Here is a 14,451-nt window from a genome sequence, read left to right as displayed (position 1 = left end):
TTTTCCAACAATTTTCTTCTTTTTTTCCAGCCCATGACGCACTTAACCATGCCGGGCCTGGGCCAGGGTAAGGCACCAGATCTCCTCCGCGCCCTCCTGGCGCAGCAGAGCGGCACACTCGCTGAGGGTGGAACCGGAGGTAACCACGTCGTCCACCAGCACCACCCGCCGGCCTGTCAGGTCCAGGCCGGGCAGGGCTGCGTAGGCTCCCCGGGCGTTGGCCCGGCGGGCACTCTCCTCCTCCAGCTCCGACTGGGGGGAGGTGTCGCGCACCTTCTTCAGGGCGGGTCCCGCCGGGATGGACAGCAGCCGCCCCACCTCCCGGGCCATCAGCTCCGCCTGGTCAAAGCCCCGCTCCCGCAGCCGCTCTCTGGACAGAGGCGCCCAGCAGATCAGGCCGGCCCTTTGGGGAAGATGATCCTCCAGACACTGGGCCATCAGAGCGGCGAAGGGCCTGCCTAGAGCCCGCACCCGGCTGAACTTGTACCGGTGGACCGCCCCGGGCACCATGTCCCGGTAGGCCAGGGGCGAGAAACAGCTATTGGCAAAGTCCACCCGGCGCTCCGCCGCCTTCCCCTCTAGCCAGGGCAATTCAGGCTGGCACACCGGACAGACCGGGGCCCGGGGATTGTCCAGAATTTTCTGGCAGAAGGGACATTTGGGCGGAAAGAGCAGGTCCAGCACCCTCTCCCGGACGCTCATTTCAGCTCGTCCTCCGGGATGGGGCCGTGCTCCTTCTCAAACGCGCGGATACAGGACAAAATAAGGTAGTATGCCTGACCGTTGATGGTACGGCCCTCATACTTGGCTATATAGCGCAGCTTTTTGTGGATCTCCGGGCTGACCCGGAGTCCAATATTTTTGATCGATTGTTTATCCATACCAAGTACTCCATTTCTCAGGCTTCATGAGTATATGGTAAATGATCCGCAATCTTTTGCTTGAATTTGCATGCATTTTATACGCTTACTATTTTGTTTTATCCTCTGGAATAGATCCATTTTCCTGCTCATAATCCCGAACACATTTTCGAATCAGACACAAGACCTGACCGCTCATTGTACGTCCTTCAGCCCCTGCTACATATTGAAATTTATCATGGAGCCCGCTGTCCAATATCCTGTGCGGTAATGTGCAGGATGTGTCCTCGGTCTGGGCGCCGCGGATCCTCTGTCCTCTCCAACGCTCTTTGTAATTCTTTCAGTTCTATATTTGCAGTTTACCATAGTTCCCTATAATTTTAAGTGCTGTTTCTCTGATTTACCAGTAATGATACTGCCTGCGGTTGGTCCAGATGAGGGCCAGGGCCACGGCGGCGCCCAGGCCGTCGGCGGCCACTACGGCCAGCCAAATGCCGTCCAGTCCCAGGGCCAGGGGGAGCAGGAAGGCCAGTCCGCCCCGGAACAAAAAGGTGCGCAGAAAGGAGATCAGCGCCGATATAGGGCCGTTGCACAGGTCGGTAAACAGTCTTGAGCCGAAAATGCCAAAGCCCACAAACAGATAGCTCAGGGCAAAGATACGAAAACCGTGGACGGTCATATCCATCAGCTCCTCGCTGTAGCCCACAAAGGCCTGGGCCAGGGGGCGGGCCAGCAGCTCAGACAGGGCCACCATGGCCAGAGAGCACAGCACAATCACCCGCAGGCACTTGCTCAGCAGGCTTTTCAGCTCCGTCCGGTTGTCCGCTCCAAAGTGAAAGCCAATCACCGGCCCCACCCCCATAGCAAAGCCCAAAAAGACGGCGGCAAAGGCAAAGTCCACATACATCATCACCGAGTAGGCGGCCACCCCCGATTCCCCCACCAGGTGCATCAACTGCCAGTTGAACAAGATGCCGATAAGGGAGGAGGACAGGTTGCTCATCAGCTCGGAGGAGCCGTTGGAGCAGGCGTTTTTCAGCTCCCGGGGGTAGAGGCCTGTGGGGCACAGCCGCAGCCGTCCCCGTCTGGGCCGGAGGAAGTAGAGCAGGGGGAGCACACCTCCGGTCAGGTAGCTGAGCACCGTCCCCCAGGCGGCCCCGGCGATCCCCATATCGCACAGGGCGATAAGCACATAGTCCATAACAATGTTGACAACTCCAGAGGTCAGCGACACCGCCAGCCCCAGCTTGGGCAGCTCCGCCGTGACAAAGAAGACCTGAAAGGACATCTGGAGCATAAAGGGGGCGGTGCCCGCCAGCAGGACCCGGCCATAGGCGACGCAGTCGTCCATCAGCAGGTCGCTGGCCCCCGCCAGCCGGGCGATAGGCTCAATCAGCAGCGCCCCGCCCACGGAGAACACCGTTCCCAGCCCCAGCACCACCAGGATAATCATGGAAAAATACCGGTTGGCCAGCTGGTCTTTGCCCTCGCCCATGGTCCGGGCCACAATGGCGCTGCCTCCGGAGCCCAGCATAAAGCCGAAGGCCGCCAGAATCATGGACACTGGAAAAACAATATTAACCGCTGACAGCGCCAGCTCCCCCACCAGGTTGGACACAAACAGACCGTCCACCACGCTGTAAATTGAGGTGAAGATCATGGTCACAATGGAGGGCAAGGTAAAGCGCAGCAGCTTGGAGTAGGTAAAGTGATCGGAAAGTTGGATTCTCATAAAAATCTATTCCTCCTGCGGTATATTTAAAAGATGTTCCGCCTCCCGGAGCAGCAGCTCTATGCGCTGACGGTGCAGGGCCAGCAGGCATTCCCGGTCTTTCTCGGCCATGACAAGAAAGGCCAGCTCCTCCAGCTGCAGAACCGGGCGGACAGTTCGGGCGGCCAGGGCCTGGCCCTCCGGGGTGAGCTCCAGGTACTTGCGCCGCCCCGGAGGCTCAAAGAGCCGGATGTCCCCATCCTGCTCCAGCTGTTTCAGCGCGGAGTGGATGGTCTGCTTGGTGAGGGAGAGGTAGCTGCACAGCTCCGTCTGAGTAAGAGGCCGCTGGGCGGCCTCCAGGGTGTAAAGGACCCAAAACGCGGAGTCAGAAAGATTAAAATGCCGGGCCAACCTGTGGTACAGGCTGGCCTCCTCCTTGTACAGGCGGTTGTATTCTTCATTGAACTGAGTAAAATTCATGGTGTCCCCCTCCAAAAACAAAAAGTCCGAAATCGGACTTTTACTAGTGTAGTCTGATTTCGGACTTTTGTCAAGAGGTATTTTGCAAAATTTAACGGAGAGGGGCGGCCCCTCTCCGTATTCGTTTAATTTTTGACGGGTTTATATTGTTCCTCGCCGCTCTCAATATATTTGATCAGGTTGATAATTTCCTCTGCGAACCATCCTGCGCGCTCCAGCGCCATAGTCAGCCGGACATTTTCCTGTATATTCATTTACACAGATCTCCTGTTCACCATTGAAGAGAGTTATTTTATCATAAGGCTGACCGCAATGTCAAGAATACGACCGGCCGCCGCCTCCTTGGACATGAGGGGGAGCTCCTGTGTGCCCTGTCTGGTGATAACGGTCATCACATTGGTGTCGGTGCCGAAGCCGGCCCCGGCGACCTTTAAATTGTTGGCGCAGATCATATCCACGTTTTTTTTCTCCAGCTTGGCCCGGCTGTTTTCCAACATATTCTGGGTCTCCATGGAGAAGCCGCACAGCACCTGGCCCGGGCGGCGGTGCTCGCCCAGGTGTTTCAGAATATCCTGGGTGCGGCGCAGGGGGATGGACAGGCTGCCGTCCTCCTTTTTGATTTTGTCATCCGCATACCGGGCGGGGGTGTAGTCGGCCACGGCGGCGGCCTTAAAGATGAAGTCGGCCCAGCTTTGCCGGGCGGCCACCGCCTCAAACATGTCCTGGGCGGAGGTGACCTTCACCACCTCCACAAAGGGGGGCGGGGCGGCAGAGGCGGGCCCGGATATCAGCACTACCTCCGCCCCCCGGAGCATGGCCATTTTGGCGATAGCGCAGCCCATTTTCCCGGTGGAGTGGTTGGTAAGATAGCGGACAGGGTCCAGGGCCTCCTGGGTGGGACCGGCGGTGACCAGAACATGTTTTCCTTCCAGGTCGTGAGGCAGGGCGAGCTGGCGCAGAATGTGCTGGAGGAGAACCTCCGGCTCAGGCAGCTTTCCTGCCCCCACCGCCCCGCAGGCCAGCCGCCCGCTGGCAGGGGCAATCACTTGCCAGCCATAGCGGCGCAGAGTGTTCAGGTTGTCCTGAGTGACGGGGTTTTCAAACATTTTGGTGTTCATGGCCGGGGCAATGAGCTTGGGGCAGGGGCAGGCCAGCACAGTGGTGGTGAGCATGTCGTCCGCCAGGCCGTGGGCCAGCTTGGCGCACACGTTGGCGGTGGCGGGGGCGATTATCACCAGATCTGTCCGATCGGCCAGGGAGATGTGCTCCACCTGATGGGAGAAATTGCGGTCGAAGGTGTCCACCATGCACCGCCGCCCGGTGAGCTGCTCAAAGGTGAGGGGAGTGATAAACTCAGTGGCGTGCTCGGTCATGACCACCTCCACACCGGCGTGCTGCTTTACCAGCGCCGAAGCCAAAGCGGCCGCCTTGTAGGCCGCGATTCCCCCGGTGACCCCTAACAGAATAGTCTTGTTTTTCAGCATAGTGTTTCCTCCTTACGTTCCCCGCAGGGAGAGCCTCTCTTCACAAAAAGGCTTGGTCCAGCTCTTTGATATCGGTGGACTGCTTGGCAAGTTTCACAAACTGCGTCGTGTTGTTCATCTTCCACTGTAACTCTGTAACTTGCATTGTAACAGATTCAAGGCATGTGGTCAAGTCGGCCTGTTCCTTGGTGCGGCCGTCTGTCAGGCATTTATACACATTATTGGCTGTTTATGCCTGCCCATTTGCTTCTGCGGATGGCCACAGGCCGCCTCTGCGGGGCCTGGAATGACAAAGGGAAAGGCTCTTGACAACCCTCTGAAAAGCTGATATGATGGTTCTGCATTAAATGCGAATTATTCTTATTATTAGGGAGGACTAACCATGCCTGAACTGAAGGGAAGCAAGACCGAGCAGAACCTGTGGACCGCCTTTGCCGGGGAAAGCCAGGCCCGGAACAAGTACACCTACTACGCCGCCAAGGCCAAGAAGGACGGCTTTGTCCAGATCGCCCAGATTTTTGAGGAGACCGCTGCCAACGAGAAGGAGCACGCCAAAATCTGGTTCAAGCTGCTGGAGGGTATCGGCACCACCGCCGAGAACCTGGCGGCGGCCGCCCAGGGGGAGAACTACGAGTGGACCGACATGTATGCCAAGATGGCCCAGGAGGCCCGGGAGGAGGGCTTTGACCATATCGCGTTCCTCTTTGAGGAGGTAGGCAAAATTGAGAAGGAGCACGAGGAGCGCTACCGCAAGCTGCTGGCCAATGTAGAGGGCGGCCTGGTCTTTTCCCGGGAGGGAGACATGGTCTGGCAGTGCGCCAACTGCGGACATATCCACGTGGGCAAGCAGGCCCCGCAGGTCTGCCCCGTCTGCGCCCATCCCCAGTCCTTCTTCCAGATTAAGGCGGACAACTATTGAGTTTGAAAAACCCCTTGCTCATCCTTTTATACCCCTCTTTGCGGGAGCATATTTGACTATCTGCAAAAGCTGGCATTGCTTTATACACTGCCAGCTTTACCACTTCAAACGGTGAGACGTCAAGGCTCTATGCTGCCACAAAAGAGGCGGCAAAAATGGCCGACTATATCAAAGATAATCTTTCCCGATCCATTCCCGGCTCCAGTTCCGCCGCCGACGAAATTCTGAAATATAAAGGGCTCCTCGATTGTGGGGCCATAACTGCGGCAGAGTTTGAGGCAAAGAAAAAACAATTTCTGCCCGCTCGCTCGGCCCGAGATAGCGGAGTTTTCGGCCCATGTTCCCCGGCCTCCTTTCCCTAAAACATAAAAAAATTGAAGTGCGTCGAGCTCTTTCGAGCTTTCGCACTTCAATAGTAAATCAACAGTTGCGGAAGTTTGCTGATGTAGTAAGTTAAATGCAGAAAAGGTCTTTCAACCTTTTTCTGCCAAAACGGGGGTAGAAACGGGTGAAAGGGGTGATTTATGATTGAAGAGAACCGCTTTGCCGGCCGGCGCCCCACTCTGTAGCCCGGCGGGTAAAGGTTTTCCGGGAAATGCCTAATTGTCTGCCTGCTTCTGTAGCAGTTACATACCCATTCCACCAGTCCTCCGCCAACTCCTCAAAGCCCTCTGGCATAGGGATTCGGTCGGGGCCAAAGCGGACTCCGCGCTCCAGAGCCGCTGCAATGCCCTCCGCCTGTCGCTGACGGATGAACTCACGTTCTGTCTGGGCCACATAACTCAAAAGCTGGAGCACGATGTCTGCCACCAGCGTACCAGTCAAATCCCGGCCCTCCCGGGTGTCCAGCAGCGGCATATCCAATACCACAATAGCAACACTTCTTACCTTTGTGATGTGGGACCATTGCTCCAGAATCTCCTTGTAATTTCGCCCCAGCCGGTCAATGCTCTTGACTATCAGCACATCTCCGGGCAGGAATGTTTCCACCAGCTGCTGGTACAGGGGACGGTCGAAATTTTTCCCTGACTGCTTTTCCACCGTAATATGCTCCAGAGCTACACCAAACTCCCGCAGAGCTGCCACTTGCCGGTCCTCTCTTTGACTGCGCGTAGATACGCGGGCATAGCCATACATTATGCCTGGCATCCCAATCCTCCTCTCTTTTTCTTTTGGGATGACAGTATTATATAGGATATCAAAATAGCGCTGAGCAGGTTTTTTCGAAAAAACAACTGTTTATAACAATCGTCAAAAGTTCTGACAAACAGGCCGGCCAGGGAACCAGGCCCTATAGATGATTTGCAGGGGCCGCCGCCCTAAGCAGCCCGATAACTGCAATTTTGCTGATTGCTATAATTGCTCCTATCATAAAAAACAGCGACAAAAATGCGGAGTGTCCTTCACGGATGTTCAAATCCTATCGGGACACTCCGCATATCTTGCAGTACAAAAGAAAGGAGTTTGGAAATCCGGGCTTTGCTGGACTTTAACTAAGGTTGTAAGTCGTCAGTGGATGGATTATCAATGAGAGTTCCATTTGTACCAAAGCGGGAGCCATGGCAGGGGCAGTCCCAGCTGTGTTCAGCGGCGTTGTATTTCAGCGCGCAGCCCATATGGGGACAGCGGGGGGCAGTTGGGGTGAGGATTCCAAGAAGGGATGTGAGTCCATTCAGGGCCAGCTGAGGGCGAAGCATGGTTCGGGCGGGGGAGAACAGCGAAGTATATGGGTTGTCACGTCCAAGTATCAGATCTGTCAGAACGGAGGCCGCCACCATGGAGGAGGTCATCCCCCACTTGTTGAAGCCTGTAGCGACATAAAGACCAGAGGTGTTCTTGCCATAGGGACCGATATAGGGGACGCCGTCCAGAGTCATGCAGTCCTGCGCGGCCCAACGGGCTGTCACCTGGGCGTTGGGGTAGTGAGCCTGAGCAAAAGCCTCCAATTCTTTCCAGCCGCCGCCCGGCTTGCCTGTGCGATGGCTTCCGCCGCCCAGAAGCATCAGATTGCCGCAGCTACGGAAGGACAGTCCTTTTTCATCTTCGTCCAGATACATTCCATCCACATTTGAAGCGTTTGTTAGGGCCAGCACATAGGATCGGTGCTGGTACAGTTTTAGAAAATAACCGCCGTGTTTGTTGAGGAGGGGAAAATGTGTGGTAACTATTATTTTTTCCGCAGAGACAGTTCCACCGTTGGTGACCGCTTTCCCAGGCCCCAGCTCCAGAACCTTTGTGTGTTCATAGATCCGCAGGTCCTTAGCGATGGCAGAGATAAATTTTAAAGGATGAAACTGGGCCTGACGCTTAAATTTTACCGCCCCCGCCACATGGAAAGGGAGGGGCGGTGTCTCTACATACTCTGAGGCAAAGCCCAGCCGCTCCAGCGCCGACAGTTCCTGATCCAGCTTTTTCCGGCTGGTGATGGAGTAGACAAAAGCGTCTTTTTCCTCAAAATCGCAGTCAATATTGGCGCATAGCCTGCGGTATTGCTCCAGTGCCGCCTGGTTGGCCTCCAGATAGAGCCGAGCACGGCCAACGCCAAATTCCCGAATGAGCTTGTGGTAGATCAGACCGTGCTGAGCTGTAATCTTCGCTGTAGTATTTTTGGTAGTGCCGCCGCAGATGCGGTCGGCCTCCACTAGGGCATAGTCCACCCCCGCCTGAGACAGCTGATAGGCACACAAAAGTCCAGCCATACCGCCGCCGATAATCAGCACGTCGGATTTCAGATCTGACTGAAGAGGGGGAAACCGGGGCAGTTGTGCTGTCTGGGTCCATATGGAGTCCATTCCATCACCTCAATAGAGTTAGGATGGCGGAAATATAGATAGATTATACTGTTTCCAAACGAAAACAGGCTGTTGATTTGGACGCTGGCTGGCATAGGGACGTGCCGGAAGAGAATAAGGTAAGGCGGAGGTGTTGTAATATGCTGTCGCCTGTAATTTACCTGATGATGAACGGATTGTTTTTTACCCTGCGCTTGTCTGGGGGAGGCGGCTCTTTCCCCCGCCCGCTGAAAGCGGCGGAGGAAAAGGAGTATCTGGAGCGGTGCGCTCAGGGGGATCTGGAAGCACGGAATGTTCTTGTGGAGCACAACCTGCGTCTGGTGGCCCATATTGTGAAAAAATATTATGCCCAAACCGGAGATCAGGACGATCTGATTTCAATTGGGACAATAGGGTTGATTAAAGGAATATCCACCTTTAAAGCGGATAAAAATGTGCGGCTGGCAACCTATGCCAGCCGGTGCATCGAGAATGAAATATTGATGCATTTTCGCTCCCAGCGCAAGCTTCAGGGAGAGGTGTCCCTTACAGAAACTCTGGAGGCAGCGGGGGATGGGGGGTCACTGTCTCTCATGGATGTGATTGCAGTGGATGACAACATGCTGGAAGACCTGGACACCCGGGATGCCTGTGTAAAGGTCCGCCAGTGTGTTCAGACCTGTCTGACACCCCGGGAGCGCATGATTATCACCATGCGTTACGGTTTGGATGACAAGGCCCCGCGAACCCAGCGTGAGATTGCCGGACAGTGCGGCATCAGCAGATCCTATGTATCCCGCCGCGCTTAATGTAAACGATGCCCGGAAAGCCTTGCGGAGCAAGGGCTTGTCCGGGCATCTGGCGTTTTGAGTAGCGCCGCGCTTATTGTAAACGGTAAGGAAGTTTAGGAGAGGTAAGTGGTTATTCATCAACTCTGAAATTCCGATACTCCTTGTAGGGTAACTGACATCAAATTAGCGCCATACCATTTGTCCAATTGTAGCGGGTATGTTTCAAAAATTCATCTCTGATTTCTAATGCATGTCCATCTACATGATCCACAATCAGAATCTGTGGAAGAATACCTGTATCTTTTTCGATACTTCCAAACTCATCAAAAATTGTTTTGTACATTTTCCCTACCGCTACGATATCTGTATGTGGCAACTCATTAGTTCTCTCATCGCCACGAGGAAAATATACTTGACTTGGTTGGTCGAAGAAAAGGAATAGCGGCATTGGAGATTTCTTGTTAGTTGCAAACAATCTGAGAAAGCTCAAGAACAGTGCAATATGGCAAGAAACCCAGTTTGCACCGCTCCCCATTTCATACAGGTAGATTTTTTCTCTACCTTTTTGATGATGATATAAATCAAAGGTTTGGTCAAATAATCCGAAATTGAGATTGATTGGCCTATACTCTTTTTCAAAGTCTAACGTATGGGACAACCGATTCATATTATTGGACAAAAATGTCTGAGCCTTACTTAACTGATTTGGCAAATCATAACCAGCAAGTCTTTCTTTAAGCTTTCCAATTTCGTTTTTTAGATTTTCAATATCCTCATCAACTGTCTCAAAAATGCCGGTATCACTCATTTCTGCGTAAAGCATTATTCTTGCCTTAGCATAGTTTGCTTTTTCGCGCTTCGACACTAATTCTTTAGAAGTCATGAATTTCTTCTCTAAAATATTTATTTCTCGCAATGTGTCTTTGATCTCTTCTTCAATTTTCCTAAGTCCATCATTGAGTTTTCTTACGTCTTCCGAAAAATCCATTGTATACTTTTCGGTAATTTGAAGTTCAGCAGCAAGCCATTCTGTTGCTGCTGATAGCTCATTGTCAGCCTCTGCAATCTCAGCACAATCATGTCCACACAAAGGACATATATATTGGGATACTTCAACTGGAGCTGAATCTGTTTGCTGTTTTACTTGTCTCAGCATAGATGTAAATTTTCCGCCTACCTCAGATGTAGAACTAACTCTATCTATCCGTAATCTAATATCCCGTTCCTCATCTCGCAAAGACTCTAGTTGTACATGCAAATTATTATATCTTGAAACAATTTCTGCCTCACCGAAAAACTGCACATCGTCAAATTCTGGGAGTTCTTTAGATAATCTGAGCATTTTCTGTGCTGTGAGTGTCGGCTCTAATTTCATACCGAGTAACGCATAATAATCGCACAAAAGCGGGGATAAACTTTTTTTAACATACGCAGTACTCTTTATATTTACCTTTTGTTGCCTTTCTTTGCGTCGAAGCTGCGCTTCAAGCGCATTAAGCTCAATGAGTGTACTATAATATTCTTGGCCGATCATACCTGCAAATACAGGAAATTGATCAATCGCATCCTTCCTTTTGTAATAATCCGAAAAGCGATAAAATAATGCAAATTTACTGGCCATTAGGTTTTGATGCTGGAACATATATGAAACCATATTCCGTAAAGATGCTCTTTTTCCGCTTTGATTCTCATCTGTAACCATATTAGAGATAAATAGGCCTAATTCACACTCAATTTCCCACTGAATTTCTTTGTAATTACAAAATTGTTTGTCCGTAAAATAGTTTAATCCAAGGGTTGTTGCATCAAAGTCAGCATTTTCTCTTGATATGCACATTTTTCCCCCATCATGCCAGCTTTGGCGTGCAATTATAATTATATGATCTCTGATGAACATAGCAATTGTATACAAATGTGTAAAGTCTGTTATTTTTCCTTTTGGTAGCAACGCTTAACAAGGGCACACAGGCCGTTGTATAAGGCGCAGATTATAAAAGGTGCTCAGATTTTCCACTCAAAGGAAACACGGTCACTGGTGGCCTGAACCTGGGACAAAATAATGTCAGTCACTCGCCGCCGGTCGTCAAAGTCGATGTTGTTCCAGTTATGCAGATGGGCGGACAGAAATTCAATCTTTTGCGGGGAGATCGTTTCAGCGTTCAGCGCCGCAATCTCCTTGATAAGCCGTTGCCTGTTGGCGTCCAGCTCCTCGATTTTACCGTTGGCATAGGACAGCAGAACTGCATTAGCCCCGGTCAGTGTATTCAGCAGTTTTTCAATTTCGTCCTCCACCTGAGCCAGTTCCACATTCAAAACGGTCAGCTTAGGGTTGACAGTCGTTGCCCTGGCGGTCAGAGTTTGAAATTCGGAGAGCTTCTTTACCATTTCTCCATAGACGAATTGTTCAAACTCCGCCGTCCGAAGCGTCCCGCAGCCCTCACAGCTTTTGTTGTCGGCACGCTTGGAGCAGCGAAGATACTGCGTTCCTGTCGGATTGCCTACGCTCATAAGGGCATACCCGCACCGCCCACACTTGATTTTTCCGGCCAGCCAGGTATTCCGAGCCTTGCGCCCGCCCTGGAACGTGATATTTGCTAACAGCTTTTTCCTGCACCGCAGCCAGGTATCAGCAGGGACAATGCCCTCGCTGGGGGCCAGCACAAGGATTTGTCCCCGCAGGTCCTTGTTTTTTCGTTCCTGCACGTCCCGGCCCTGGTAGAGATAGCAGCCATTTGTTCCGGCGAAGTCCGCCGCGTCATTGACTACCACCGCACCCTGGCCCTTGAAAAACTCGTACAGTTCCAAGTCAGCCTGGGCGTAAATCGGATTGCGGAGCAGTTGGGAGATAAAGCCCCGTTTCAACTCCTTGCCGTAAATCAGGATATTGTTTTCAGCAAAGTACCGGGCAATATCTCCGAATGACATGGACGGTTCGGCGTACATCTCGAACATCAACCGGGCGATGTTTGCTGTGGCAGGGTCCGGGATCATCATTTTCGTCCGTATGCCTTGGATGGTGGTGGGCTCCAGCTTAAAGCCGAACGGGGCCGCGCCACTCATGTGGAAGCCCCTTTGACACCGGGAATAGTAAGCGTCGGTCACCCGCTTCTGGATTGTCTCGCGCTCCAGTTGGGCAAACACAATGCAGATATTCAGCATGGCCCGGCCCATTGGTGTGGAGGTATCAAACTTTTCCGTGGAGGAAACGAACTCCACGTTGTATTCCTGGAACAACTCCATCATGGTGGCGAAGTCCAGAATAGAGCGGCTGATACGGTCCAACTTGTAAACCACAACCCGGCGAATTAAGCCTTGCCTGATGTCAGCTAAAAGCTCCTGGAATTTTGGCCTGTCCGTATTCTTCCCGGAGTAGCCCTTATCTTGATAATCCTTGTGGTTCCCACCCCTTAACTCATATTTGCAGAACTCGATTTGACTTTCAATGCTGATACTGTCCTTGCGGTCTACGGACTGTCTGGCGTAGATAGCGTCGATACGGTTTTCCATGATAGCTCCTTTCCTGTCGGGAAATGGAGCTGTCAACCTTTACAAATATATTATACCAAAGACAGCCCCAAGGCACAAGGATGTGGGAAAACGCAGAAAGACAGCACCCGGAAAAGTGCTGTCTTTCAACCTTGCCCCACCTCTGGTCACGGTGACCAGAAGCCCAGCGAGGATAATTCCATTTCGATCTATAATTGCGCCGTATTTGCCACGCACCCCGGCACAGGGGAGCACCCCAGGCCGCCGGCGGCTCCGGCTGTCATAGCTCCGCAGGATTGCGAAGCTCCCCCGCAAGTCTATGGGAGGGCGTGAGCAAGTTTCATAATCCCCCGCGCTGTCGTCGCGCCCGGCTTGCCGGGGCCGGGTCAAAGGCTTGCGTTAATCGCTCGGCCCGCTTTCTTCACCTCCTCAAGCGGGCTGTCCTGGCGGCGCGCCTTTCGTCGCTATTCACACAGGTTTTGTGCCTGGAATACTGTGTATTCAGTTGTCCTCAGTGTATAAGCCTCCTTACCTATCAGGCGGGAAAAGGGCCGTTTGTTGCTCCCTACCTGTAAAAATTTTTCAAAATTTCACAGAGATTTTTCAAGCCCCGGCGAATACTGCTGCAAATAGAGCTTTCCACCACATTTTCAGCCCTGGCAATCTCGGACTTTTTCTTGCCCAGAATGTAGTGGGCATACACTCTCCGGGCCTGGATGGGCGGGAGACGGTCAAGGGCGGCGTAGAGGACGGAACGGTTTTCCTCGTCCAGAATGATTTCCTCCGGGGTCAGGGGAGGGAACATCACATCCGGCTCAAAGCCGGGGTCAACGTCCAGGGAACACTCGTTATGCTCCCGCTTGCGGCGCTTGTAGCTGTCACACTGGCAGCCCCCGGTGGAGAGAACGACGGCGATTTCGTCGGAAACTTCCAGGGTGATATTTTCGGTCAGGTGGGGATAGTAGCGGTTTAATTTGATGGTTGTCATAAGTAACCTCCATTTCGATGTTGGCGGAAAGGGACAGATCGAAATGGAGGGGCGGGGAGCGGCAGCGAGCCTCTGGACACGGTGACCAGAAGCGCCGGGATAAAAAAACGCCCGCACAGCGCAAGACTATACGGACGTGTCTGGGCGACGGGATATTACAATTTTCGCGGTTGCGGCCAGGGCTGCCCTTTAGGGGGAAAGGGCTTTTTTTGACAAGTCAGGTGGGGGAATAAAATAGAAAGGCACAGCATTAACCTCCTAACGGCTGCCGTACCTTTCGATAGAAAAGCCGATAACCGCATTTTTCATCTGCGTGTTATCGGCCCTGCGTCTATGCGTCTGGCTCTTTGATAACTGTTATTTTCAAATTCTTTGCGTCAATTATAGTTTCCTTTTTGCATTTTGGACAGAAAAGAGGATAATTTCTTAAGACAGTATCTTCTCGTATTCTGTCGCGGGTCTTATTCCCGCATATAGGGCAAAGTATCCATTCCATTAACATTTACCACCTTAACTTTTCGCTAATTGTCCTTAAGGGCGTTTTCAACTGCCTTTTTCAAAACTGTACTGGAATTGGTTGCGCCTGTTACGGCATCAACATCTATCCTCTGTTCTGAAATAATTTTCTCAACAACTGCTTCCGCAGCTTGGCCCCGCTCATTTTTGTGTTCTAAAATACGGATGTTTGTAATTACTCCACCATGTACTGTAACTTCTACTTTAGCATGGATGAAATTAACATCGCATTCGCCAATATAGACCCCATTCGGAATATCCGAAAGGCAGATTTCTTCAATAGAAATTTCACTTACAGCGTGCTTATAATCGGCCACTTGCTTCAAATAGATTGTAAGAAAAATGCCTCCTACCAAAATAGCTAAAGCAATAATGGTTACGGTTGCTTTTTTTATAGAGCATTTCATCTCCAACACCTCTCTATTTTTCGCCATATCTGTTCAGG

General features: G+C 52.1%; 16 protein-coding genes. 3 read left to right on the top strand and 13 right to left on the bottom strand.

Annotated elements, in window-relative coordinates:
- Positions 1–42: 42 nt before the first annotated feature.
- From NFS22_RS16310 to coaBC, 6 genes are all read right to left on the bottom strand, one after another.
- Complete coding sequence (locus tag NFS22_RS16310; protein WP_251318765.1) at positions 43–702, bottom strand: ComF family protein; 660 nt, start codon at positions 700–702, stop codon at positions 43–45.
- Positions 699–881, bottom strand: coding sequence for a toxin-antitoxin system HicB family antitoxin (locus NFS22_RS16305; protein WP_251318764.1), 183 nt, complete (start codon positions 879–881; stop codon positions 699–701). The genes NFS22_RS16310 and NFS22_RS16305 overlap by 4 nt, the downstream gene beginning before the upstream one ends.
- A 379-nt stretch (positions 882–1,260) precedes the next feature.
- On the bottom strand, positions 1,261–2,592 hold the full coding sequence (locus NFS22_RS16300) for an MATE family efflux transporter (protein ID WP_251318763.1): 1,332 nt from the start codon (positions 2,590–2,592) through the stop codon (positions 1,261–1,263).
- Between the two features lie 6 nt (positions 2,593–2,598).
- Entirely contained in the window at positions 2,599–3,051 is a 453-nt protein-coding gene (locus tag NFS22_RS16295; protein ID WP_251318762.1) for a MarR family winged helix-turn-helix transcriptional regulator, read from the bottom strand.
- A 125-nt stretch (positions 3,052–3,176) separates the two neighbouring features.
- Complete coding sequence (locus NFS22_RS23765; protein ID WP_277614835.1) at positions 3,177–3,305, bottom strand: hypothetical protein; 129 nt, start codon at positions 3,303–3,305, stop codon at positions 3,177–3,179.
- Positions 3,306–3,338: 33 nt separating this feature from the next.
- The gene (gene coaBC, locus NFS22_RS16290) at positions 3,339–4,535 is read right to left on the bottom strand and encodes a bifunctional phosphopantothenoylcysteine decarboxylase/phosphopantothenate--cysteine ligase CoaBC (RefSeq protein WP_251318761.1); all 1,197 of its coding nucleotides are present in this window, start codon (positions 4,533–4,535) and stop codon (positions 3,339–3,341) included.
- A 382-nt stretch (positions 4,536–4,917) separates the two neighbouring features.
- On the opposite strand from coaBC, the gene rbr reads away from it, so the two are divergent.
- Positions 4,918–5,454, top strand: coding sequence for a rubrerythrin (rbr, locus tag NFS22_RS16285; protein ID WP_251318760.1), 537 nt, complete (start codon positions 4,918–4,920; stop codon positions 5,452–5,454).
- A 155-nt stretch (positions 5,455–5,609) separates the two neighbouring features.
- Positions 5,610–5,816: an SHOCT domain-containing protein gene (locus tag NFS22_RS16280; protein WP_251318759.1), complete on the top strand. Its 207-nt coding sequence runs from the start codon at positions 5,610–5,612 to the stop codon at positions 5,814–5,816.
- Positions 5,817–5,976: 160 nt separating this feature from the next.
- Here NFS22_RS16280 and NFS22_RS16275 read toward each other — a convergent pair whose 3' ends face one another.
- Together NFS22_RS16275 and NFS22_RS16270 are read right to left on the bottom strand one after the other, a co-directional pair.
- Positions 5,977–6,603, bottom strand: coding sequence for a recombinase family protein (locus NFS22_RS16275; protein ID WP_251318758.1), 627 nt, complete (start codon positions 6,601–6,603; stop codon positions 5,977–5,979).
- 344 nt (positions 6,604–6,947) lie between these two features.
- A complete protein-coding gene (locus tag NFS22_RS16270) occupies positions 6,948–8,246 on the bottom strand; it encodes an FAD-dependent oxidoreductase (protein ID WP_251318757.1) in 1,299 nt (432 codons plus the stop codon).
- Positions 8,247–8,386: 140 nt separating this feature from the next.
- Between NFS22_RS16270 and sigK the strand changes: the two genes are divergently transcribed.
- Positions 8,387–9,034 carry an RNA polymerase sporulation sigma factor SigK gene (gene sigK, locus NFS22_RS16265; protein ID WP_251318756.1) on the top strand — a complete coding sequence of 216 codons (648 nt, stop codon included), beginning with the start codon at positions 8,387–8,389 and terminating at the stop codon, positions 9,032–9,034.
- A gap of 160 nt (positions 9,035–9,194) precedes the next feature.
- Here the strand turns inward: sigK and NFS22_RS16260 are convergent, their stop codons facing one another.
- The 5 genes from NFS22_RS16260 to NFS22_RS16240 all read right to left on the bottom strand — a co-directional run bounded on the left by NFS22_RS16260 (position 9,195) and on the right by NFS22_RS16240 (position 14,440).
- Positions 9,195–10,913 (bottom strand): DUF3732 domain-containing protein, encoded by a 1,719-nt coding sequence (locus NFS22_RS16260; protein WP_251318755.1) that lies wholly within the window; start codon positions 10,911–10,913, stop codon positions 9,195–9,197.
- Positions 10,914–11,017: 104 nt separating this feature from the next.
- Positions 11,018–12,523: a recombinase family protein gene (locus NFS22_RS16255; protein WP_251318754.1), complete on the bottom strand. Its 1,506-nt coding sequence runs from the start codon at positions 12,521–12,523 to the stop codon at positions 11,018–11,020.
- A gap of 544 nt (positions 12,524–13,067) precedes the next feature.
- Complete coding sequence (locus NFS22_RS16250) at positions 13,068–13,490, bottom strand: RNA polymerase sigma factor (protein WP_251318753.1); 423 nt, start codon at positions 13,488–13,490, stop codon at positions 13,068–13,070.
- Positions 13,491–13,821: 331 nt separating this feature from the next.
- On the bottom strand, positions 13,822–13,992 hold the full coding sequence (locus NFS22_RS16245; protein WP_251318752.1) for a cysteine-rich KTR domain-containing protein: 171 nt from the start codon (positions 13,990–13,992) through the stop codon (positions 13,822–13,824).
- Positions 13,993–14,011: 19 nt separating this feature from the next.
- Positions 14,012–14,440 carry an FMN-binding protein gene (locus tag NFS22_RS16240; RefSeq protein WP_338147986.1) on the bottom strand — a complete coding sequence of 143 codons (429 nt, stop codon included), beginning with the start codon at positions 14,438–14,440 and terminating at the stop codon, positions 14,012–14,014.
- Positions 14,441–14,451 lie beyond the last annotated feature (11 nt).

It is taken from the genome of Flintibacter muris, assembly GCF_943192995.1.
GTDB classification, from domain to species: Bacteria; Bacillota; Clostridia; order Oscillospirales; family Oscillospiraceae; genus Lawsonibacter; species Lawsonibacter muris.
Note: the sequence above shows the minus strand (reverse complement) of the source record. Positions and strands in the feature narration are given on the sequence as shown.